Raw genomic sequence first — 23410 nt, forward strand, 5'->3', positions numbered from 1 at the left:
CGGCACAACCTAAGCGGCCAGCAGCGCCCAGCGCTCATGGTCTCGCCAGCGGGTTCCAACCTTCATGAACGCCGGCGAGAAGCCCTCCAGCTTGAAGCCGCATGACTTGGCCAGTGCAATGGCTGCCTTGTTCTCAGGCTGGATGTTGGCTTCCAGCCGATGCAGCTTCAGTGTCCTGAAAGCCTGCTTCACGACATGCGCGAGGCCTTCCTTCATCAGGCCCTTTCCCTCAAAGCCCGAGAACGCATAGAAATCGATCAGGCCACAGCGGAACGGGTCCATCACGATGTTCGTGATCTGCACGATTCCGGCAAAACCGTCGCTGCGCCACTCCCAGATCACAAAGGCGGCCCCAGCCGGCTCCTGCACGCGTGCCAGGTAGCTCTGAAATTCCTGCGGCGTGCTGGGGGGCGACACCCATGGCGCGTGCAGTTTGCGGCTTTGGCTGGCACCTTTGATGAACTCTGTTTCCAGATCCGCTGTCAGCTCCGAAACATAGATGTTCGTGTCCATGACCGTCCCTCAGATGTGAAGCCGAAAGTGTATCGACGCAGGTGCGTGCGCCGCCGGTCAACGCCTCGCGGCTACCCCACAGGTTTGTCAAGCGCTTGCCGCTGTGGTGCTAGCCACGCTGGACCGGCGGCCCACCAACCCCGCCCAGCCGCCCAGCCGCTCGGCCAGGAAATCCATCAGCACGCGCAGCTTGAGCGGCAGGTGGCGCGTGGGCGGGTGAAGAATCCACAGCTGGCCGCTGTAGTTGGGCAGAAAGCTCCAGTCCGGCAGCACTTGCACGATGCGCCCGTCCGCCAGGGCCTCGCGTGCCGTGAAGCGGGGCAGGCTGGCGATGCCGATGTGCTGCAGCACGGCGTCCAGCCGCACGCCGGTGTGGTTGGCGGCATAGCGCCCGCGCACGGCCACGGTGACGGTCTTGCCATGGCCGCGCAGCTTCCAGTGCGCGTCGCCGGGCTCCTCCCCCAGGTAGATGCAGCTGTGGGCCTTGAGCTCCAGCGGATGCACGGGCGTGCCGTGCTGGGCCAGGTACTGGGGCGAGGCGCACAGCAGATGGTCGATGTCCATCAGGTGGCGGCCCATGAGGCCCGGCGGCGGGTGGTTGGTGATGCGTATGGCCAGGTCCACCGGGTCGTCGATCAGGTCCATGTAGCGGTCTTCCAGCCGCATCTGCACGTCGACCTCGGGATACAGGGCCAGGAAGTCGGGCATGTGGGGATGGACCACGGTACGGCCCACGGCCTTGGGCACGCTGATGCGCACCAGGCCGCGCGGCTGCGCGTCCTGCAGCAGGGACGCGGCCATGACGGCCTGGGCGGCGCCCACCATGTCCAGGCAGCGCGCATGCACCTCGCGGCCGGCTTCGCTCAGGCGCAGCTTTCGCGTGGTGCGTTCCAGCAGGCGCAGGCCCAGAGCCCTTTCCAGCCGCGCCACGCCCCGGCTGGTGGCCGATGGCGTGCTGCCCAGCTGACGCGCGGCCTCGGAGAAGCTGCCCGTGTCCACCACCTTGACGAAGATGGCCATTTCTCCGAACAGGGGCAGGGCTTGATTTGTGCTCATGGCGCAAAGAATATTTGAAAAGCCAAGGGATTATCGCGGCTGAACGCCAGTTCTACACTGCCACCCCATGCCTTTGCACACCTTCACTCCCCTTATCCCGTCCCATGCCCTGAGCCACGCCGGTGGTCCTGAAATCTGGCTCAAGCTGGATGCGCTGCAACCCTGCGGATCATTCAAGCTGCGCGGCATAGGCCATGCCTGCGAGACCCTGGCGCGCCAGGGCAAGAAGCGCTTTGTGGCTTCGTCGGGCGGCAATGCCGGCATTGCCGTGGCCTATGCCGGGCGGCAGCTGTCCATACCCGTCACCGTGGTCGTACCGCAAACCACGACCGAGCATGCGCGGGCACTGATCCGTGCCCAGGGCGCCGAGCTGATCGTGCATGGCGCCGTCTGGGACGAGGCCAATGCCCTGGCCCAGTCCCTGTTGGGCGCCGAGGATGCCTTTGTCCATCCGTTTGACGACCCGCTGCTGTGGGCGGGGCATTCCACCCTGGTCGATGAGCTGGCTGCTGCCGACTTCAAGCCCGACGCCGTGGTGCTGGCCGTGGGCGGCGGCGGCCTGCTGGCCGGCGTGGTTCAGGGCCTGGAGCGCCACGGCTGGACCGATGTGCCCGTGATTGCCGCGGAGACGGCCGGCGCCGACTCCCTGGCGCAGTCGCTGGCCCAGGGCCGCCGCGTGCTGCTGGACCGCATCACCAGCGTTGCCACCTCGCTGGGCGCGCGCCAGGTCTGCCAGCGGGCCTTCGATCTGGCGCAGGTGCACCCCGTGCGCAGCGCCGTGGTGACGGATGCGCAGGCGCTGGACGCCTGCCTGCGCTTCATTGATGACCATCGCCTGCATTTGGAGCCCGCCTGCGGTGCCGCGCTGGCCCTGGCCTACGCAGGCGCACCTGCGCTGCAGGGCTTCAAGCGCGTGCTGGTGGTGGCCTGCGGCGGCACGACGAACACGCTGGAGCAACTGCGGACGTGGCACGCAGCGGCGCTGGCCGCCCAGGCGTGAGCACGGCCCAGGCCTGAAGCCGGACCCTGCGCATTCACGCGGCGTTCAACACCTCGCCAGGCACCCTGATCCAGCCTTCCATCAGGATGCGCGCGCTGCGGCTCATCAAAGCCTTGGTCACCTGCCACTGGCCATTCACCAACCGGGCCTCGGCGCCCACGCGCAGCGTGCCGGAGGGATGGCCGAAGCGAACGGCGCCGCGTTCGCCGCCGCCCGCCGCCAGATTCACCAGCGTGCCCGGCACCGCTGCCGCCGTGCCGATGGCCACCGCCGCCGTGCCCATCATGGCGTGGTGCAGCTTGCCCATGGACAGGGCGCGCACCAGCAGGTCCACATCGCCTGCCTCGATGCGTTTGCCGCTGGAGGCCGTGTAGGGCGCCGGCGGTGCCACAAAGGCGATTTTGGGCGTGTGCTGGCGCTTGGCGGCTTCGGACAGTTCCTGGATCAGGCCCATCTGCAGGGCGCCGTGGGCGCGTATGGCCTCGAAGCGCGCCAGCGCCTCGGCATCGCCGTTGATGGCGTCCTGCAGCTCGCAGCCCGTGTAGCCCAGGTCCTTTGCGTTCAGGAAGATGGTCGGAATGCCCGCATTGATCAGCGTGGCTGCAAAGCTGCCGACTCCGGGAACATCCAGCCGGTCCACGAGATGGCCCGTGGGGAACATGGCTCCTCCGTCCTCTCCCTCATCGGCAGGGTCCAGGAACTCCAACGCCACCTCGGCCGCAGGAAAGGTCACGCCATCGAGCTCGAAGTCGCCCGTCTCCTGCACCTGTCCGTTCGTGATGGGCACATGGGCCACGATGGTCTTGCCGATATTGGCCTGCCAGATACGGAGGGTGACCGTGCCGTTGCGTGGAATGCGCGCAGGGGCTATCAATCCCATGTGGATGGCGCAGGGCCCCACGGCGGCCGAGAGATTGCCGCAGTTGCCGCTCCAGTCCACGAAGGGCCGGTCGATGGAGACCTGGCCGAACAGGTAGTCCACGTCATGGCCTTCGCGCGTGCTGGCCGAGAGGATCACGGCCTTGCTGGTGCTCGACGATGCATTGCCCATGCCGTCGATCTGCTTGCCGTAAGGGTCGGGGCTGCCCAGGGCGCGCAGCAGGATGGCGTCGCGCACGGGGCCCGGCTGTTGCGCAGCCTCCGGAAGGTCTTGCAGGCGAAAGAACACGCCCTTGCTGGTGCCTCCGCGCAGGTAGGTGGCGGGAATGCGGATCTGGGGTGTGGTGTTCATCAAGCGTCCTGTGTCTGTGCAAGAAAGTCCTGGGCAAAGCGCTGCAGCACGCCGCCCGCCTCGTAGACCGATACCTCCTCGGCCGTGTCCAGCCGGCAGGTCACGGGCACGCGCAGCGTCTGGCCGCTTCTTCGTTCAATCACCAGAGTGAGTTGGGTGCCCGGCGTGCGCTCGCCTTCCACGCCATAGACTTCCGTGCCGTCCAGGGCCAGGGTCTTGCGGTCGGTGCCCGGCAGGAACTGCAGCGGCAGCACGCCCATGCCGATGAGGTTGGTGCGGTGGATGCGCTCGAAGCCTTCGGCCACCACGACCTCGACTCCGGCCAGCCGCACTCCCTTGGCCGCCCAGTCGCGCGAGCTGCCCTGGCCGTAGTCGGCACCCGCAATGATGATCAGCGGCTGGCGGCGGTTCAGGTAGGTTTCCATGGCCTCCCACATGCGCACCACGCGCCCTTCGGGCTCGATGCGCGCCAGCGATCCCTTGTGCTGCACGCCGTCGATGACGGCCATCTCGTTGACCAGCTGCGGGTTGGCGAAGGTGGCGCGCATGGCGGTGAGGTGATCGCCGCGGTGGGTGGCGTAGGAGTTGAAGTCTTCCTCGGGCAGGCCCATGCGCGCCAGGTATTCGCCCGCCGCGCTGTCGGCCAGGATGGCGTTGGAGGGCGACAGGTGGTCGGTGGTGATGTTGTCGGGCAGCAGGGCCAGCGGCCGCATGTTGCGCAGCGTGCGCGGGAAGGCCGCCAGTGCGCCCACGCCTTCGGTGTCCCAGTACGGCGGGCGGCGTATGTAGGTGGACTGCGGGCGCCAGTCGTACTGGGGCGATGCCTTGTCTCCATCGTCCTTGCGGATGGCGAACATGGGTTCGTAGACGGCGCGGAATTGCGCAGGTTTGACCGCTTGCTCGACGATGGCGTCGATCTCCTCGTCGGCGGGCCACAGGTCCTTGAGGCGGATCTCGCGGCCGTCCACCACAGCCAGCACATCCTGCTCGATGTCAAAGCGCACCGTGCCCGCCAGCGCATAGGCCACGACCAGCGGCGGCGAAGCCAGGAAGGCTTGTTTGGCCTGGGGATGGATGCGCCCGTCGAAGTTGCGGTTGCCCGAGAGCACGGCCGTGGCGTAGAGATCGCGCTCGATGATTTCCTGCTGGATGGCGGGGTCCAGCGCGCCGCTCATGCCGTTGCAGGTGGTGCAGGCAAAGGCGACGATTCCAAAGCCCAGCTGCTCCAGCTCGGTGAGCAGCCCGGCCTCCTTCAGGTACAGCTCCACGGCCTTGGAGCCCGGCGCCAGCGAGGACTTGACCCAGGGCTTGCGCACCAATCCAAGACGGTTGGCGTTGCGCGCCAGCAAGGCGGCGGCAATGACATTGCGCGGGTTGCTGGTGTTGGTGCAGCTGGTGATGGCCGCGATGATGACGGCCCCATCGGGCATCAGGCCTTGCGCCTCCTGGGCGCGGGCGGCCTGCAGTTTTGCCGCATCGGCAATGCCGCGCTCGGCCAGGGCCGAGGTGGGCAGGCGCCGGTGCGGATTCGAGGGACCGGCCATGTTGCGCACCACGGTGGACAGGTCGAACTGCAGCACGCGCTCGTACTGCGCATCGGCCAGGCTGTCGCTCCAGAAACCTGCGGTGCGCGCATAGGCCTCGACCAGGCGCACCTGGGCCTCGTCGCGGCCGGTCAGGCGCAGGTAGGCCAGCGTCTGGCCGTCAATGGAGAACATGGCCGCCGTGGCGCCGTATTCAGGGCACATGTTGGAGATGGTGGCGCGGTCGCCGATGCTCAGGCTGTCGGCGCCCTCGCCAAAGAATTCCACATAGGCGCCGACGACTTTTTGCTGGCGCAGGAATTCGGTCAGGGCCAGCACGATGTCGGTGGCGGTGATGCCCGCCTGGCGCCGGCCCGTGAGGCGCACGCCCACGATCTCGGGCAGGCGCATCCAGCAGGCGCGGCCCAGCATGACGTTCTCGGCCTCCAGCCCACCCACGCCCACGGCGATCACGCCCAGGGCATCGACATGGGGGGTGTGCGAGTCGGTGCCGACACAGGTGTCGGGGAAGGCCAGGCCATCCTGCACGGTGATCACGGGGGACATTTTTTCCAGATTGATCTGGTGCATGATCCCGTTCCCTGCAGGGATCACATCCACGTTGGCAAAGGCTTTTTTTGTCCACTCGATGAAGTGGAAGCGGTCCTCGTTGCGGCGGTCCTCGATGGCGCGGTTCTTCGCAAAGGCGTCGGGATCGAAGCCGCCACACTCCACGGCCAGCGAGTGGTCCACGATGAGCTGCACGGGCACGACGGGGTTGACCTGGGCCGGGTCGCCGCCTTCGGCCGCGATGGCGTCGCGCAGGCCGGCCAGGTCCACCAGGGCGGTCTGGCCCAGGATGTCGTGGCAGACCACGCGCACGGGGTACCAGGGAAAGTCGATGTCGCGGCGGCGTTCGATGAGCTGCAGCAGGTAGCTGTCCAGCTGCGCGGGATCGGCACGGCGCACGAGGTTCTCGGCGTGGACGCGGGCAGTGTAGGGCAGGCGTGCCCAGGCGCCGGGAGAGAGGGCATCGACGGCGGCGCGGGCATCGATGTAGTGCACCGTGGTGCCGGGCAGGGGTTTCTTGTAGCGGGAGGTCATGGGGGCGGATGGATTCTCGGGCCTGCGTGAGCCGATTGCTGTGCGCCGATTACTGTGCGCGGATTTCGTTGTCTTTCACCACCTTGGCGTAGCGGGGAATCTCGGACTGGATCAGGGCGCCGAACTGGGCCGGTGTGCCGCCTGCCGGGGACACGCCCGTGGGCTCCAGCTGGGCCAGCAGTGCCGGCGCCTTGAGGCCGGTGTCCAACGCCGCATTGATGCGCGACAGCACGGCGGGCGGCAGGCCCTTGGGCGCGAGCAGGCCGTGCCAGGCCACCACGTCATAGTCCGGCAGGCCGCTTTCGGCCACCGACGGAATCTCGGGATAGGCGGGCAGGCGCTGGGCCGTGGTCACGGCCAGGGCGTGCAGCTTGCCGCTCTTGACGTGCTGCATCAGCGCCTCGGTGCCTGCCACCAGCATGTCCACGTTGCCTGACAGCAGATCGGTCACGGCCGGGCCCGTGCCGCGATAGGGCACATGCGTGGCCTTGACCTTGGCCATGCCGAACAGGTACTCGGTGACGATGTGAAGATGGCTGCCATTGCCGGCCGAGGCAAAGGTCAGCTTGCCCGGGTTCTCGCGCGCATGGGTCAGCAGTTCCTGCAGGTTTCTGGCGGGCACGCGGGGGCTCACGCAGACCACGTAGGCGCCTTTGGACAGCTGGATCACGGGCGTCATGTCGGCCACGGGGTCGAAGCGCAGCTTGTACAGCGAAGGGTTGACCGTATAGCTGCCCGCCACCAGCAGCAGCGTGTAGCCATCGGCCGCCGAGCGCAGCGCGTACTCGGTGCCCAGCGTGCCACCGGCGCCCGGCCGGTTCTCCACCACCACGGGCTGGCCCAGCCTGTCGTTGAGCACGTTGGAGGCCACGCGCGCAATGAAGTCCGAACCGCCGCCGGGTGCGAAGGGGCAGACGATCTTCAGCGACTTGCTGGGAAAGGCCTCCTGGGCCAGGCCCTGGTGCGGCAGCGCAAGGCCGGCCAGCGGGGCGGGCAGGGCGGCGCAAAAGCGGCGGCGGTTGATGCTCATGGGTTGGTGTCTCCTGCAGAGTTATGGTTGGCAGTGCACCAGGCTTGTTGCAAGCGGCATGCCATCCGACTCAAGGGGAAACCCGTGCAAGCCCCGCAGCCTGCTGCCAGAGGCTGAAGGGCTGCAGCGCCACCTGCTGCCGCGCCATCCGTTTCATTGATGTTTCAAAACTGCGGCCTCTGATTTCATGGATGAGGTTTGTGCAATGCCTCGCCCTCCACCCCTTGTGCCAGGCAAGGCCCGGCAGGCCCGGCGGGCTCGGGCACAGGGGGCCGGGTGCAAGCACCTTGCTGCCTGCAGTCTAGGGTTTGCCCGTGGAGGTCTTCAGCAAGAGCGCATTCCGACGATAGAGCAAAGGCGTTTGTAGGATTTGTCTTACATATGATTTGCCTGCCGGGTGCCGAAATCCATTTATCCTCGCTCTCTGCTCCACATGGCCTGCCCGGCCTTTTCGGGTGGCTGGCCATGGGGCTGGCAACGAGTGGTTCCGTGCTCCTGGACCGATTCCCCCGTGACTGCCTATTCAGCCTTAGCCGCTCCATGTCAGCTTTTGCCCAGCGCACGCTTGTAGCCATCCGGACCGCCTGGCCAGCCGCCACCGTCATGGCGGTGGGCATGTGCCTGAGCGCCGCGCTCGCCTTGCAGCAGCAGCGGGCGCTGGAGCGCATCGACCTGCAGCGCCATACGCAACAGGCCCAGTCTGCCCGCCAGGCGCTGGAGATGCGCCTGGATGCCTATGCCGTCATGGTCCAGCATGTGGCCAACCAGCTGGCCGCCTCTCCCGAGATGGGGCAGCAGGCCTTCGCGCGCATTGCGCAGGCGCTGCGCATACAGATACAGCCCGGCATGCAGGCGCTGACCTTTACGCGGGCCGCAACGGAGCGCGGTCAGGCCAGCCAGGATCCGTCGGCCTCGTTCAGGCCCGATCCCCACTATTTCTTCATCGACTATCTCTGGCCGGTGGAAGGCAATGAATCCATCGCCGGTCTGGACATGCACGACCGCCCGAGTCTCATGGCCAGCATGCTGCGCAGCCGGGACAGCGCGGCCGCCGTGGTCTCGGCGCCGTTTGCAATGAAGCAGCCCGGCGAGCATGCCACCGCCGTGCTGGTGCGCGCGCCCGTCTTTGCGCTGGCGGACCACCAGTCCCCGGATGGCACGGCCGCGCATCCGCTGTTCCTGGGAACGGCCGACGTCAGCATTCGTGTGCACGACCTGGTGCAGGACCTGCATGAGCGCGGCTTCCTGGGCCGGCTTGCGCTGGCCATGCATGACGCAGGCCCGGTCTCGCCCCTGCCGCCGGCCGGCGTATCGCCGCTGCCGCTGTATCTGGGTGCTGCCTGGCCCGAGCGCGGGCAGGATGCGGTAGGCCTGGGCGATACCGGCCAGGTGGTGCTGGAGCAGACGCTGCAGGCCCAGGACCGGCTGTGGCGGCTGAACTTCATTCCCGTGGGCACGGCCCTGTCCTGGACCGAGCGTGCCCAGCCCCTGGTGCTGTTTGCGCTGGGCATGCTGGTGTCAGTCCTGCTGGCCTCGCTGGCGGCAGCCTGGTGGCGGCGCCATCCGTCCAGCTGGGCGCAGCTGCGTGCCTCTTCCCGCAGCATGCGCGAGAGCGATGCCCGCTTTCAGGCACTGTTCGAGCAGGCCGCCGTGGGCGTGGTGCAGATCGACGCGGCCAACGGCAATGTCCTGCATGTGAACCGCAGGTATTGCGACATCACCGGCCACGAGGCACAGCAGCTGTGCCAGCGCCCCCTGCTGGCCCTGGTGGCCGCCGAAACGGTGGAGGGCGACAGGCTGCTGCTGCAGGAACTGGCTGCGGGCCAGCGCCGCGCCCTGCAGATCGAGCGGCAGCTGCGGCGCAGCGACGGTAGCCTGGTCTGGGTGGAGCTGCACATCTCCGCGCTGGGCCACGGCCCATCGCTGCGGCTGATGGCCCTGGTGCAGGACATCAGCGCGCGCCGCCACTTGCAGCAAATGCAGCGCGACGGATCGCGCCACCTGCGCATGGTCATCCAGCGCCTGCCCCTGGGCCTGGCCATGCTGCAGGAGGATGGCCGCTTCGCCTACTGGAACGAGGAATTCATGCGCCTGGCAGGCCACGGCGCCACGGCCGGCATGGATGGCGACGGCTGGTGGCGCAACATGTGCCCGGATGAAGCCCGCCGCCAGCGCATGCAGCGCCGCTTCGAAGCTGCGCAGGCGCGGGCGCGCGTTGCCCAAAGCCCCCATGGCAGCGAGTCCGACAGCTGCGGCACCCTCAACTCCGAGGAGTACCAGCTCATAGGCAGCGACGGCTGCGCGCGCTCCGTATCCATCGGCGGCATGCTGCTGGACGAAGGCTGCCTGCTGATCCTGCAGGACCAGAGCCAGCGCAAGACCGCCGAAGAAGAAATTCGCCGCCTGGCCTTCTACGATGCGCTCACCGGCCTGCCCAACCGCCGCCTGCTGGTGGACCGGCTGCAGCAGGCGCTGGCCTCCAGCCGCCGTCGCGGGCGCTGTGGCGCCGTCATGCTGCTGGACGTGGACAACTTCAAGGCCTTCAACGACAGCCTGGGGCTGGAACTGGGCGACGTGCTGCTGCGCATGATTGCCGAGCGACTGGCCCAGTCCCTGGGCCGCGAGGCCACGCTGGCCCGCCACAGCGGCGATGACTTCGTCGTGCTGCTGGAGGACCTGGGCAAGGACTCCATGCACGCCGCCTCCAAGCTCGAAGGCGAGGTCCAGCGCATGCGTTCGCTGCTGCTGCAACCGCTGCAACTGAGTGGCCAGTCCTGCCACATCACGCTGAGCATAGGCGCCAGCCTGTTCGGCGAGCAGGAACTCAGTGCCGACGAGGTCCTGCGCCGTGCCGAGATGGCCATGTACCAGGCCAAGGGCATGGGGCGCAACACGCTGCAGTTCTTCGATCCGCAACTGCAGGCCGTACTCAGATCGCGCACGGCCATGGAGCAGGAAATGCGCGAGGGCCTAGTGCGCTCGCAATTCGTCCTGTACTACCAGCCGCAGGTGGCGAACGGGCGCATCGTCGGCGCCGAGGGCCTGCTGCGCTGGAACCACCCGCGCGAAGGGCTGGTGCCGCCGTCGCTCTTCGTCTCGCTGGCCGAGGAAACGGGCCTGATCCAGCAACTGGGCGAATGGGTGCTGGGCGAGGCCTGCCGGCAACTGGCGCAATGGGCGGCGGAGCCGGACATGGCCTGCCTGATGCTGGCCGTCAACGTCAGCCCGCGCCAGTTCCACCAGGCGCGCTTCGTGGAGCAGGTGCTGCAGGCGCTCAAGGAGCACGGTGCCAATCCGCGCCTGCTCAAGCTGGAGCTGACCGAAAGCCTGCTGCTGGCCGACGTGGACGACACGGCAGCCAAGATGGCCACGCTCAAGGCACACGGCGTGGGGTTCTCGCTGGACGACTTCGGCACCGGCTACTCCTCGCTGGCCTATCTCAAGCGCCTGCCGCTGGACCAGCTCAAGATCGACCGCAGCTTCGTGCGCGACGTGCTCAGCGACCCCAACGACGCGGCCATTGCGCGCACCATCGTCGCCCTGGGCACCAGCCTGGGCCTGCAGGTCATCGCCGAGGGTGTGGAGACCGAGGCGCAGCGCCAGTTCCTCGAAGACCAGCACTGCCATGCCTGGCAGGGCTACCTGCTCAGCCCGCCTGTGCCCGTGCGCAGCTTCGAGGCACTGGTGCGCCAGGCCATCGTGTCGCGCCCTCCGGCCCTGAGCCCGGCGAACCTGCCGCAGGAGGCGCAGGAGGCGCAGGACCGGCCCCAGGTGGTGGAGTGCACGGATGGCAGCGGGGTGCCGGACGCCCCCTCAAACCATTCTTGACATTCGACACGGCCCCGCGCGGGCCGCTTTCCATTCTTGAGCGGGGGTGGCGCGCGGTATCATTCCGAGCTTCCCTGTTGTTCCCCCACGTCCTCATTCGTCCGTTCGCCGCGGACCGCCATCTGCCTGCATCGTGCGCCTGAATTCCATCAAGCTGTCCGGCTTCAAGTCCTTCGCCGAGCCCACCAACTTCATGCTGCCGGGGCAACTGGTGGGCGTGGTGGGCCCCAACGGCTGCGGCAAGTCCAACATCATGGATGCGGTGCGCTGGGTGCTGGGCGAGAGCAAGGCCAGCGAGCTGCGCGGCGAGTCCATGCAGGACGTGATCTTCAACGGCACCACGCACCGCAAGCCGGCCAGCCGCTCCAGCGTGGAGCTGGTGTTCGACAACAGTGACCACCGCGCGGGTGGCCAGTGGGGCCAGTTCGGCGAGATCGCCGTCAAGCGCGTGCTCACGCGCGAGGGCAACAGCAGCTACTTCATCAACAACCAGGCCGTGCGCCGCCGCGATGTGCAGGACGTGTTCCTGGGCACGGGCCTGGGCCCGCGCGCCTACGCCATCATCGGCCAGGGCACGATCAGCCGCATCATCGAGTCGCGCCCCGAGGAACTGCGCCTGTTCCTCGAAGAGGCCGCAGGCGTGTCCAAGTACAAGGAGCGCCGGCGCGAGACCGAGAACCGGCTCTCGGCCACCACCGAGAACCTCACGCGCGTGGAAGACATCCTGCGCGAGCTCAACAACAACCTCGACCGGCTGGAAAAGCAGGCCGAGGTGGCGGCCCAGTACAACGCGCTGCAGTCCCAGGTCACGCTCAAGCAGCAGCAGCTGTGGTTCCTCAAGCGTGCCGAGGCCGAGGCCGAGCAGGACCGCGTGCGCGTGGAGGGCCTGCAGGCCGTCAACGAGCTCGAAGAGCGCATGGCCGACATCCGCAACAACGAAAGCGGACTCGAAACCCTGCGCCAGGCGCACTACGACGCCAGCGACCAGGTCAACCAGGCCCAGGCCAAGCTCTACGAATCCACGGCCGAAGTCGGCAAGCTGGAGGCCGAGATCCGCTACGTGCTCGAAGGCCGCCAGCGCGTGCAGCAGCGGCTGCAGCAGCTGTCCGAGCAGGTGCTGCTGTGGAACAGCCGCCGCGAGGAAGCCGAAGCCGAGATCGAGAACCTCGAAGGCGCCGGCATGGACGCCGAGGAACAGGCCGAGATGCTGGCCGCCCAGGTCGAGGAGCAAAGCATGCGCCTGCCCGACCTGGAGGACGCCCTGCGCAATGCCCAGAAGGCCGACACCGACCAGCGCGCCAGCGTGGTCCAGGTGCAGCAGCAGATCCAGGTGCTGGCCGCCGAGCAGCGCAGCCTGGATGAGCAGCGCCGCCAGTTCGAGACCCGCTTCGAGCGCCTGCGCGCCGACCGCAACGCGCTGGAGACGCCCGACGAGGCCCGCCTGAACAATCTGCAGTCCCAGCTGGAAGAGGCGCGCGAACTGGCTGAAATGGCCGATGCCGTGCTCAACGAGCTGCAGGACTCCGTGCCCCAGCTCGACGAGGACCGCCGCACGCGCCAGCAGGCCGTCAACGCCGAGGCCGCGCGCCACGCGGACCTGTCGGCGCGGCTGGAAGCGCTCAAGGCCCTGCAGGAAAAGGTCAAGACAGACGGCAAGCTCCAGCCCTGGCTGGCCAAGCACGGCCTGGACGGCATGCAGGGCCTGTGGAGCCGCATTGCCATCGAGCCCGGCTGGGAAAACGCGCTGGAGGCCGCGCTGCGCGAGCGCCTGGGCGCGCTGGAAGTGGGCCGGCTCGACATGGTGCGTGGCTTTCTGGGCTCAGGCGGGCACGATGCGCCGCCCGCGCGCCTGGCCTTCTTCAGCCCCCCGCAAGGCGCACCCGCGCCGGCCGCTGGCCGCTGGCAGCACCTGTCGGACCTGCTGCGCGTGAACGATGCCGGCCTGCGCGCCGTGCTCGGCGACTGGCTGCAGGACTGCTACACGGCGCCCACGCTGGAAGAGGCGCTGTCGCGCCGCAGCGAACTGCGGCCCGGTGAAACCGTCTACGTGCCCACGGGCCATGCCGTCAGCAGCCACAGCGTGAGCTTTTATGCGCAGGACTCGGAGCAATCCGGCCTGCTGGCACGCGCCCAGGAAATCGAGCACCTTGAAAAGGAAGTGCGCGCCCAGGCGCTGATCTCCGATGAATCACGCACGGCTCTGGTGCGTGCCGAAAGCGCCTATGCCGAGGCCTCGCAGCGCCTGGTCAGCGCCCGGCGCGAGGCCAGCGAATCGCAAAGCCGTGCCCACGAGCTGCAGGTCGAGACGCTGCGCCTGTCGCAGCTGGCCGAGCAGGCCCGTGCACGCAATGCCCAGATCAGCGCCGACCTGGCCGAGGTCGAGGCCCAGCTGTCCGACATCGAGGAGCGCCGCGTGGCGGCCGAAGCCCGCTTCGAGGAACTGGACATGCAGCTGGCCGATAGCCAGGAGCGCCATGCCCAGCTGGGCGACAAGGTGCTGGAGTCCGAGCGGCGCCTGAACGAATCGCGCGAGCAGCTGCGCACGCTGGAGCGCCAGGCCCAGGAGGCCACTTTCTCGCGGCGCAGCCTGGAGGCGCGCCGGGGCGAACTCAGCCGCACCATAGAGACGGCCAGCCAGCAGGCCCGCTCCCTGGCCGACGAGCAGCAGCGCGCGCAGGACGAGCTCACGCGCCTGACCGATGCCGCGGCCCAGGGCGGCCTGCAGGATGCGCTGGATTTGAAGATGCAGCGCGAGCAGGCCGTGGCCGCGCGCCGCAGCGAATATGACGACCTGACCAACAAGCTGCGCGCCAGCGACGAACGCCGCCAGCAACTGGAAAAAGCGCTGGACCCGCTGCGCCAGCGCATCACCGAATTCCAGCTCAAGGAGCAGGCCGCGCGCCTGGGCCTGGAGCAGTACTCCACTTTGCTGGAAGAGGCGGGCGCCGACCTGGCCGCCGTCTCCCAGTCCATTGCCGAGGCCAATGTGCGCATGCACGGCCTGCAGGGCGAGATCGACCGCCTGCACCGCGAGATCGCAGCCCTGGGCGCGGTCAACCTGGCGGCGCTGGACGAGCTGAAGCTGGCGCGCGAGCGCAAGACCTTCCTCGACGCGCAGACCGAGGACCTGACCCAGGCCATGAACACGCTGGAAGATGCCATCCGCAAGATCGACGCCGAGACGCGCGAGCTGCTGTCGGGCACCTTCGAGACCGTGAACGGGCACTTCGGGCGCATGTTCCCCGAGCTGTTCGGCGGCGGGCAGGCCAAGCTGGTCATCACCGGCGATGAAATCCTGGACTCGGGCGTGCAGGTGATCGCGCAGCCGCCCGGCAAGAAGAACCAGACGATTCACCTGCTGTCCGGTGGCGAGAAGGCGCTGACGGCGATTGCGCTGGTCTTCGCCATCTTCCAGCTCAACCCGGCCCCGTTCTGTCTGCTGGACGAGGTGGATGCGCCGCTGGACGATGCCAACACCGAGCGCTATGCCAAGCTGGTGGCCAGCATGAGCAAGAGCACGCAGTTCCTGTTCATCAGCCACAACAAGATCGCCATGGAAATGGCCCAGCAGCTCATCGGCGTGACCATGCAGGAGCAGGGCGTGTCCCGCATCGTGGCCGTGGACATGGAGTCCGCGCTGTCCATGGCTGAGCTATCCTGAGCATGTCCGCAACCTTTCAAACCCCTTTGCTGGAACGACGTTTCATTCCTTCATTCCATGAGTAACCTGCAAATCAGTCTGGCCGTCCTGGGCTTTGTGGTGCTGGCCCTGATCCTTGCCTACAACAGCTGGTCCGCGCGCCGCAATGCACCCAAGCGCGCCGACCCCGTCGATGAAGCGCAGCGCGATCCCTCGCGCCATGAGCCCGGCATGGACACCGTGGGCCACGGCCCGGACCTGACGCACAGCCTGCGCGAGCCCGTGCTGGGCGACTTCGGCACCGCCGCGCCGGGCCAGAGCCCCGCCTCCGCGGACCGCTTCGCCGAAACCGACGCCGAGCTGGCCCATCTGGTCCAGCTCGAAGAGCAGCAGCGCCAGGCCGCGGCCCAGGCTGCGCTGGCGGCCAAGGCCGCCCAGGCAGTGCAGTCCGCGCAGGCCGCCCATGCCCTGCAGGCGGGCGAAGACGCCAGCGCATCGGCACCCGCATCTGAATCTGTGTCCGCGCCTGCGGCGCCCCCGTCGGCACCGCAGTCCATCGAGCCTTCCCTCAACGACGCGGCCCTGACCAGCGCGGCCGCCAGCCGCCCGGGCCTGGATGCGCTGATCGACGCCATTGCCCCCGTGCAGGTCGGCCAGGCCGTACCCGGCGAACTGGCGCTGCAGGCCCAGCCCGCCACGCGGCGCGCGGGCAACAAGCCCTTTGCGATCGAAGGCATGAACCAGTCCACCCACCAGTGGGAGCCGCTGCAGCCCGGCCAGCGCTACCTGGGCTTCCAGGCCGGCGTGCAGTTGGCCAACCGCACGGGTGCGCTCAACGAGATCGAGTTCTCCGAGTTCGTTGCCAAGGTGCAGCGCTTTGCCGACGCGCTGGGCGCCACGCCCGACGTGCCCGACATGCTGCAGGAAGTGGCGCGTGCGCGCGAGCTCGACCAGTTCGCCAGCGAGCACGACGCCCAGCTCACCTTCATGCTGCGCGCACGCCAGGCCTCCTGGAGCGCGGGCTACGTGCAGCAGAACGCATCGCGCCAGGGCTTTCTGCCGGGCTCCATGCCCGGGCGCATGGCCCTGCCTTCGCCCACGCCCGGCATGCCGCCGGTGCTGGTGCTCAACTACGACCCGCAGGCGGCGATGGCCGACGACCTGGACACCTCGGTGGTGCGCGAGTTCCTGCTGAGCCTGGACGTGCCCCAGGTGCCGCGCGGCGAGCAGGCCTTCGTGCAATTGCGCCAGGTGGCCGAGCGCCTGTGCCAGACCATGGACGGCGTGCTCTGCGACCAGAACGGCTACCTGCTGCCGGCCATGGCGCTGGACCCCATCCAGCACGACCTGGAACATCTCTATGACAAGCTCGACAGCCGCGAGCTGTCGGCGGGCTCCATGCTGGCGCGGCGACTGTTCAGCTGACGCGGCGCGGTGCCCCTGGTGCACAACAGGCTCCTGGCCTCAACCCCATGAATGACAATCTGGATCTTTTCTCCGGCGCAGCCCCCGCGGCGCCGGAGTCCGGGGCCGCCCCCGACAAGGTGCTGGCCAAAGTGCAGGCTCTGCGCGCCCAGCTCAACCAATGGGCGCATGAGTACTACGTGCTGGACACGCCCACCGTGCCCGACGGCGAGTACGACCGCGTCTTCCAGCAATTGCAGGCGCTGGAAGGTGCCTATCCCGAACTGGTCACGCCGGACTCGCCCACGCAGCGCGTGATCGGCGCCGTGCTCGACGGCCTGATGCCCGTGCGCCATGCCGTGCCCATGCTCAGCATCCGCACCGAGACCGACAACGAGGCCACGGGTGCCGAGGCCTTCGACGCACGCATCCGCAAGGAGCTGGAACTGGCCGAAGGCGCGCCGCCCGTGGAGTACGTGGCCGAACCCAAGTTCGACGGCCTGGCCATGAACCTGCGCTACGAGAACGGCCGCCTGGTGCAGGCCACCACGCGCGGCGACGGCGAGGTGGGCGAGGACGTCACCCACAACATCCGCACCATCCGCAAGATTCCGCTGTCCCTGCCCGAAGGCAAGGGCGTGCCGCCCGTGGTCGAGGTGCGCGGCGAGGTCTACATGGGCCGCGCCGACTTCGTCAAGCTCAATGAGCGCCAGCAGGCCGCCGGCGGCAAGAGCTTTGCCAATCCGCGCAATGCGGCGGCAGGCTCGGTGCGCCAGCTGGACTCGGGCATTGCGGCGCAGCGCCCGCTGTCCTTCTTCGCCTATGGCCTGGGCGAGATCACGCCGGCTGCCCAGGGCGGCCCCGACTTCGTCACCCACTACGCCATGCTGCAGACGCTGCGCGACTGGGGCTTTCCGGTGGCGCCCCAGGTCTGCATCGCCAGGGGTGCAGCCGAGCTGGTGGCCTTCCACCAGCGCATGGGCGCCGAGCGCGCCACGTTGCCCTACGAGATCGACGGCGTGGTCTACAAGGTCAACAGCCTGGCCCAGCAGCGCCAGCTGGGCTTTGTCTCGCGCGAGCCGCGCTGGGCCGTGGCCCACAAGTACCCGGCCGAGGAAATGCCCACGCGCATGGAAGGCATCGACATACAGGTCGGCCGCACGGGCAAGCTCACGCCCGTGGCGCGCCTGGCCCCCGTGGCAGTGGGCGGCGTCATCGTCACCAATGCCACGCTGCACAACCTGTTCGAGATCCGCAAGAAGCGCGTGCGCACGGGCGACACCGTGGTCGTGCGCCGCGCCGGTGACGTGATCCCCGAGGTCGTGGGCCGCGTGCCCGGCGACCGGCCGGCCTATGTGCCCAACTTCCGCATGCCCGCTGCATGCCCCATCTGCGGCAGCGCCGTGGCGCGGCCCAAGGGCGAGGCCAACCACCGCTGCACGGGCGGCCTGTTCTGCCCGGCGCAGCGCAAGGAGGCCATCCTGCACTTTGCCGCGCGGCGCGCCATGGACATCGAGGGCCTGGGCGACAAGCTGGTGGACCAGTTGGTGGACGGCCACGTGGTGCGCACGCTGCCCGACCTCTACCGCCTGGGCCTTGTGGCCCTTGCATCGCTGGACCGCATGGCCGAGAAGTCGGCCCAGAACGTGCTGGACGCGCTGGAAAAATCCAAGAAGACCACGCTGTCGCGGTTCCTCTTCGGCCTGGGCATCCGCCAGGTGGGCGAGTCCACGGCCAAGGACCTGGCCCGCCACTTCGGCCAGCTGGACGCCATCATGGACGCCAGCGTCGAGCAACTGCTGCAGGTGCGCGACGTGGGGCCCATCGTGGCCGAGAGCATCCACACCTTCTTCGCCCAGCCCCACAACCGCGAGGTGGTCGAGCAACTGCGTGCCTGCGGCGTGCACTGGGAAGAGGGCGCGGCGCGCGAGCAGACCGCCCAGCCGCTGGCCGGCATGACCGTGGTGCTCACGGGCACGCTGCCCACGCTGGGCCGCGACCAGGCCAAGGAGATGCTGGAGGCCGCGGGCGCCAAGGTCTCCGGCTCGGTCAGCAAGAAGACCAGCTATGTGGTGGCCGGTGCCGAGGCCGGCAGCAAGCTGGCCAAGGCCGAGGAACTGGGCGTGACCGTGCTGGACGAGGCCGGCATGCTGGCGCTGCTGGCAGGCGGGGACCGCTGATGGCGCTGAGTCCGCGCAAACCCGTGGTCGGCCTGGCGCTGGGCAGCGGGTCGGCGCGCGGCTGGGCGCATTTCGGCGTGCTGCGCGCGCTGGAGGATGCGGGCCTGAGGCCCGACATCATCTGCGGCTCGTCCATCGGCGCCCTGGTCGGTGCCTCCTATGCGGCTGGCGAGATGCAGCGCTTCGAGGAATGGGTGCTGGGCCTGGGCATGCGCAAGGTGTTCGGCTTCATGGACTTCAACATCACGGGCGGCATGCTCAAGGGCGAGAAGTTGATCGCGTTCTGGCGCGAGCACTTCGTGGACTCGGCCATCGAGGACCTGAAGATTCCCTTCGGCGCCGTGGCCACCGACCTGCATTCGGGCGCCGAGGTCTGGCTGCGCAAGGGCTCCATCGCCGATGCCGTGCGTGCCTCCATCGCGCTGCCCGGCCTGTTCACGCCCGTGCAGCGCGAGGGGCGGCTGCTGGTCGATGGCGGCATCGTCAACCCCGTGCCCGCCTCGCTGGCGCGCGCCATGGGCGCGGACATCGTGATCGCCGTCGATCTCAACGCCGACATCATGCGGCGCCACATGCGGCCGCTGGTTCCCTCCGCCGCCATGGCTGCCGCGCCGCCACTGGAGGAAGCCCCGCCCGCCGTGGAGCAGGGCGTGGCGCCCGAGGACCTGGCCGGCCAGGCCAGCGCCGTGGCCGGCACGGCATGGGTGCGCAGGCTGCAGCGCGGCGTGATGGGGTGGATGCCCGGCCACCACCGCGACGAGGCCGGCCGCGAGACCGAGCCCCCGCCCCGTCCGCCCTCGCTGCTGGACGTGGTGATGACCAGCGTCAACATCATGCAGATGCGCATCACGCGCAGCCGCATGGCGGGCGACCCGCCCGAGCTGGTGATAGCGCCGCGCCTGTCCCACCTGGGCCTGCTGGACTTCCACCGCGCCCGCGAGGCCATCGACGAAGGCTACGAGGCAGCGCAGGCCGCGTTGCCGGGCCTGCGCCACTGGGGCCTTTGAGGCGCGGCACACCAGACACACCCGGCACGCCTGGTATGCCCGACCGGCCCGGGCTACGCCGCCTCCCTTTCCACGCTGACCGCATTGCGGTCGGCATTGGCCGCGGCAACGCGCGAAGGCTGCAGCCTGCGCATCAGCGCGGCGGGGTCCAGGCACTGGATCAGCGGCAGGCCCGAATCGGCATGCACCAGCTTGCGCACCAGGGCCGTCGCGGTGTCGGCCGCGTTCAGCATGGGCGAATCCACCAGCGCGCTGGCTGGCAGCCGGTGCACGCCCTGCAGCGCGCTGACCAGCAGGCCCACGCGCAGGCCGCCATGCTGGACCACGATGACCTGTGACTGCTCGGTGACCACGCCGGGCTGGCCCTGCAGCAGCGCGGCCAGGTCGAACACCCAGACATAGCCGCTGACGCTGCCCTGGCTGCGCCGTGCCAGCGCGCCCACGCAAAACGGCAGCCGTCCTGCCGCCACGGGCGAGATGGCGCTGGCGGGCAGGGCCTCGCAGACATCGCCCGCGCGCAGGGCCAGCAGGCTGGCGCCCACGTAGAAGCTGGCCAGTTCCACAGGCGCATCGCCGCTGCCATGCACGGCGCGCCCGTGCCCGTGCCCGTGCCCGTACCCGTGCCCGTGCCCGTGCGTAGCGGGCCGGGCGCCATCCAGCCGGGTGGCCGACGCCAGGCGCAGCGCGCGGTTGCGCGCATCGGCATGCACGGGGCCCAGCCGCTGCAGGCTCAGGCTGACGAGGCCTGCCAGTGTGTCGTCCGTTGCGCTTTCTTTTGCATCGCGTGCCGCGCCCTGGTCCAGCCGGAACTCGCGGTAGCCGCGCCCGGCGGCCATGCCGACGATGCAGTAGTGGCCTTCGATCTCCTCGATGCTGCTGCGCACCTCGCCATCGGCCAGCGATGCCAGGCCGGCCACGCCTGCGATGCAGCTGCCCAGCGGGCGCCCGCCATGGCTGGCAGCGACGATGCGCCCGTCACGCGCCACGTAGAAGGCTTCCATCGGCAGGCGCGGCAGGCCGCTGTCTTCGGGATCGGTGGCTGCAGCCTGCTCTGCCGTTGCTGCCTGCTCTGGTGCTGCGGCCTGCAGCATGGCCTGCAGCTCCCGCCGCGTGTGGAACAGCAGGGCGATGCCGCCGATGACGGGGCCCTGATCGCCGCCGTGTGCATGTCCGTGCGCCTGTTCACTCCCAGGCGATGGCGCGCGCAGCGCGGCATGGTAGACATGGACGGGCAGGCCTCCATCGTCCATCTCCTGCACGTGGTAGGCCTGGGCATCGCGCAGCAGCACAGTGGCCTGCAGGGCCGATGCCTGCACGCGCGTGCCGGGAGCCAGGGGCAGGCCGGCCTGGTCCTCATGGCTGCAGGCCAGCACCAGGCCCTGGGCGTCGTACAGCGCAATGCGCGCATAGACGGTGTACAGCGCATTGAGCTGCTCCAGCAGCCGCTGCGCGCTGTCGTGGGCCTGTACCGACAGGGCCAGGCAGCCGCTGTTGTCCTCCAGCACCTTTTGCAGGCCGGGCGTCAGGGCCCACCAGCGGCAGTCGTTGGCACGTTCATAGAGATTGCGCTCCAGCAGGTCCATCAGCAGCCGGTTCAGCGTGCTGTGCTCCTGCAGCCGGGTGGACAGCGCGGTCTCGTGCAGGCCGTGAATGGCGCGTGTGAACACGGCATGGGTCAGGTCGCCGGTCTCGCCCATCTGCTCCAGCACGGCCTGCAGCGGGTCCGGGTGGGCCGCGCCCTGCACGGTGGACTCCGGCGCCTGGCTGGCAGCCAGCACCTGGCCATTCCAGACCACGCGGCGTATGTCGTCGGCCGCGCGGGCCATGGCGTGCAGCGGCGGGCAAAAGCCGCGCGCCTGGGCCATCAGCCCCTCGGCAATGGCCGGCTCCAGCGCCTGCAGGACCTGCGGTCTTTGCTGCGCGGCGAAGGCCAGGTCCAGCGGTGCCATCACCTGGGTCTGCCAGCCCTGCGGTCCCGCATAGCCCTGGTAGGGCAGGGCGCGCGCCGTGCGCACCAGGTAGGTGCGGCCTGCATGGATCAGCGGCTGCACGGCATCACCATGGTGCATGGGCACGCGGCTGCCGGGGGCTATCCAGTGGGCGTCGCTGCTGGCGATGACCAGTCCGCCGTCGTCCAGCAGCAGGCCCACCTGGGCGCGCGGCCCGCCCGAGGCAAAGATGGCCTGCATCTCGGCGGCGAAGTCGAAGCTCAGGCACAGCACGCCGAGCACCGCCATGGTGCGTGGGTGCAGCAGGCGCTGCGCGTAGATCAGGCGGTCAGCGCCGGGCAGCACGCAACTGGCGCCGAAATGGCTGACATGGCCGGCCTGCTGCAGGGACTGCTGGAACCAGGCCTCGGCACAGGGCGGTAGCGGCTTGCGGCCTGCCTGCGCCTGGGCACGTGCGCAGACCTGGCCTTGCGTGTCCAGCAGCAGGATGTCGTCATACACCGTGTACTTGGCTCGGTAGCTCTGGAGGTGGGCCTGCAAGTGCGCCTGCAGCGGTGCCTGCCATGCGCGCAGACCGCCGGCCGCCATGTCGGGCAGGCTGCAGTCATCGCCATCGCCATCGCCATCGCCATCGTCAAGCCGGGCCATGGCCTCGCACAGCACGGTATCGGCGGCGAGAAAGCCGACATCGGCCGTGCGCTCGTACAGGCTTCGCACCAGCAGGTCGATGGCATGGGCGGACTGCATGCCCAGCTGGGCCATGGCCTCCTGCGCGGACTGCGCCAGCTGCGACTGCAGCAGGCCTTGCTCCAGCTGCTCCAGTCCCTGGCGCGTGTCGGTGAGCATGGACACCAGGGCCTGCCCCTGCTGCGAGGCCTGCATGCGGGCCGAGGCCTCGATGAGCCGCCACATGAGCCGTATCTCGCGCAGGTCGGCGGCGTTGCGGTTGAGTTCCCGCAGGTGGGGAAGAATCAGGTCGGTTGGCAGGGATGTGGCCATGGAGCGCTCCGCAGTCAGGTTCAGGCTGGGTGAAACCCGCTTTCCCCGATCAGGGAAAAGCCTGATGCAATGAGCAAGAAGGAGGCCAGCTTGTGACTAAATGTGTCTGCAAGGTGACACAGGGATGACAACCCCCTCCACACCCCATCCACGGCCCCACCCGCAGCCCCATCGGCGCCACGCCGGGGCATGGCCTGGCGTCACCGGGGTGCGGACGGCACTGCCGCGCAGCACGGTGGTGCCCGACGGCGGTGCTTGCGCCTACAGGCTCAGGTCGATGGAGTGCACGCGGTGCGCGTCAAGCAGGCCCGCTGCACGGTCCTCGAAGTAGCGCTCCAGCGTCACGCGCACGGTGCGAAAGGCCAGTTCCTCCCAGGGAATCTCGGCCTCGGCAAAGAGGCGGGCCTCCATGGTCTCCGGGCCTGGATAGAACTGCTCGCTGCGCAGGCGGGCGCGGGAGAACAGGTGGACCTGGCTGACCTTGGGCACGTCAACGATGGAAAACAGCGGCCCCATCTCGATGTCGGCACCGGCTTCCTCATCGGTCTCGCGCTGGGCGCCGCGCGCCGTGGTCTCGGCCAGTTCCATGAAGCCGGCAGGCAGGGTCCACAGGCCCCGGCGCGGCTCGATGTTGCGCTTGCACAGCAGCACGCGGCCGTCGTCGGTGACGGGGATGGTGCCGACCACGTTCAGCGGATTCTCGTAGTGAATGGTGTGGCAGTGCGGGCACACGGCGCGTTCGCGCGTGTCGCCATCGTCGGGAATGCGGTAGACCACGGCCGTGCCGCAGGCTCGGCAGAACTTGATGGGGCTGCGAAAAATCATGCCGACACCATGGAAGTGAAAGCGCCGCCAGACGGAAGGCAGGAAGGCTTTCCGTGCGGCGGACTGTGGGTTCAGAAAAACGAAGGCCGGCAGGCCGGGGAGCGCGCTCCCCGCTGCCTTG

13 protein-coding genes are annotated in these 23410 nt (G+C 68.8%); 6 read left to right on the forward strand and 7 right to left on the reverse strand.

Features of this window, described 5'->3' with window-relative positions; all coding sequences use genetic code 11:
- Positions 1–9: 9 nt before the first annotated feature.
- Together BW39_RS08735 and BW39_RS08740 are read right to left on the reverse strand one after the other, a co-directional pair.
- Positions 10–513, reverse strand: a complete 504-nt coding sequence (locus BW39_RS08735; protein WP_043821108.1) for a GNAT family N-acetyltransferase — start codon at positions 511–513, stop codon at positions 10–12.
- 87 nt (positions 514–600) lie between these two features.
- Positions 601–1569 carry a LysR family transcriptional regulator gene (locus BW39_RS08740; RefSeq protein ID WP_043821109.1) on the reverse strand — a complete coding sequence of 323 codons (969 nt, stop codon included), beginning with the start codon at positions 1567–1569 and terminating at the stop codon, positions 601–603.
- A gap of 67 nt (positions 1570–1636) precedes the next feature.
- Here BW39_RS08740 and BW39_RS08745 point away from each other — a divergent pair, with 67 nt between their 5' ends.
- Positions 1637–2569: a pyridoxal-phosphate dependent enzyme gene (locus BW39_RS08745; protein ID WP_043821111.1), complete on the forward strand. Its 933-nt coding sequence runs from the start codon at positions 1637–1639 to the stop codon at positions 2567–2569.
- A 34-nt stretch (positions 2570–2603) separates the two neighbouring features.
- On the opposite strand, the gene prpF is transcribed toward BW39_RS08745, so the two are convergent.
- The 3 genes from prpF to BW39_RS08760 are packed head-to-tail and all read right to left on the reverse strand — an operon-like array spanning position 2604 to position 7457.
- Positions 2604–3800 carry a 2-methylaconitate cis-trans isomerase PrpF gene (gene prpF / locus BW39_RS08750; RefSeq protein ID WP_043821113.1) on the reverse strand — a complete coding sequence of 399 codons (1197 nt, stop codon included), beginning with the start codon at positions 3798–3800 and terminating at the stop codon, positions 2604–2606.
- A complete protein-coding gene (gene acnD / locus BW39_RS08755) occupies positions 3800–6427 on the reverse strand; it encodes a Fe/S-dependent 2-methylisocitrate dehydratase AcnD (protein ID WP_043821114.1) in 2628 nt (875 codons plus the stop codon). Before acnD ends, prpF begins: the two co-directional genes overlap by 1 nt.
- Positions 6428–6476: 49 nt before the next feature.
- The gene (locus tag BW39_RS08760) at positions 6477–7457 is read right to left on the reverse strand and encodes a tripartite tricarboxylate transporter substrate binding protein (protein ID WP_012205422.1); all 981 of its coding nucleotides are present in this window, start codon (positions 7455–7457) and stop codon (positions 6477–6479) included.
- A gap of 540 nt (positions 7458–7997) precedes the next feature.
- On the opposite strand from BW39_RS08760, the gene BW39_RS08765 reads away from it, so the two are divergent.
- From BW39_RS08765 to BW39_RS08785, 5 genes are all read left to right on the forward strand, one after another.
- Positions 7998–11285 (forward strand): bifunctional diguanylate cyclase/phosphodiesterase, encoded by a 3288-nt coding sequence (locus BW39_RS08765; protein WP_043821116.1) that lies wholly within the window; start codon positions 7998–8000, stop codon positions 11283–11285.
- Positions 11286–11418: 133 nt separating this feature from the next.
- Positions 11419–14946 carry a chromosome segregation protein SMC gene (smc, locus tag BW39_RS08770; protein ID WP_013802566.1) on the forward strand — a complete coding sequence of 1176 codons (3528 nt, stop codon included), beginning with the start codon at positions 11419–11421 and terminating at the stop codon, positions 14944–14946.
- 57 nt (positions 14947–15003) lie between these two features.
- Positions 15004–16350, forward strand: a complete 1347-nt coding sequence (locus tag BW39_RS08775; protein WP_043821118.1) for a cell division protein ZipA C-terminal FtsZ-binding domain-containing protein — start codon at positions 15004–15006, stop codon at positions 16348–16350.
- A gap of 47 nt (positions 16351–16397) precedes the next feature.
- A complete protein-coding gene (gene ligA, locus BW39_RS08780; protein WP_043821120.1) occupies positions 16398–18509 on the forward strand; it encodes an NAD-dependent DNA ligase LigA in 2112 nt (703 codons plus the stop codon).
- Positions 18509–19516, forward strand: coding sequence for a patatin-like phospholipase family protein (locus BW39_RS08785; protein ID WP_012205427.1), 1008 nt, complete (start codon positions 18509–18511; stop codon positions 19514–19516). The genes ligA and BW39_RS08785 overlap by 1 nt, the downstream gene beginning before the upstream one ends.
- A 53-nt stretch (positions 19517–19569) precedes the next feature.
- Here the strand turns inward: BW39_RS08785 and BW39_RS08790 are convergent, their stop codons facing one another.
- Positions 19570–22464, reverse strand: coding sequence for a chemotaxis protein CheW (locus tag BW39_RS08790; RefSeq protein ID WP_043821122.1), 2895 nt, complete (start codon positions 22462–22464; stop codon positions 19570–19572).
- 261 nt (positions 22465–22725) lie between these two features.
- A complete protein-coding gene (locus BW39_RS08795) occupies positions 22726–23289 on the reverse strand; it encodes an NUDIX hydrolase (protein ID WP_043821123.1) in 564 nt (187 codons plus the stop codon).
- Positions 23290–23410: the final 121 nt, after the last annotated feature.

It is taken from the genome of Delftia sp. RIT313 (assembly GCF_000632165.1).
Taxonomy (GTDB): Bacteria; Pseudomonadota; Gammaproteobacteria; order Burkholderiales; family Burkholderiaceae_C; genus Comamonas; species Comamonas acidovorans.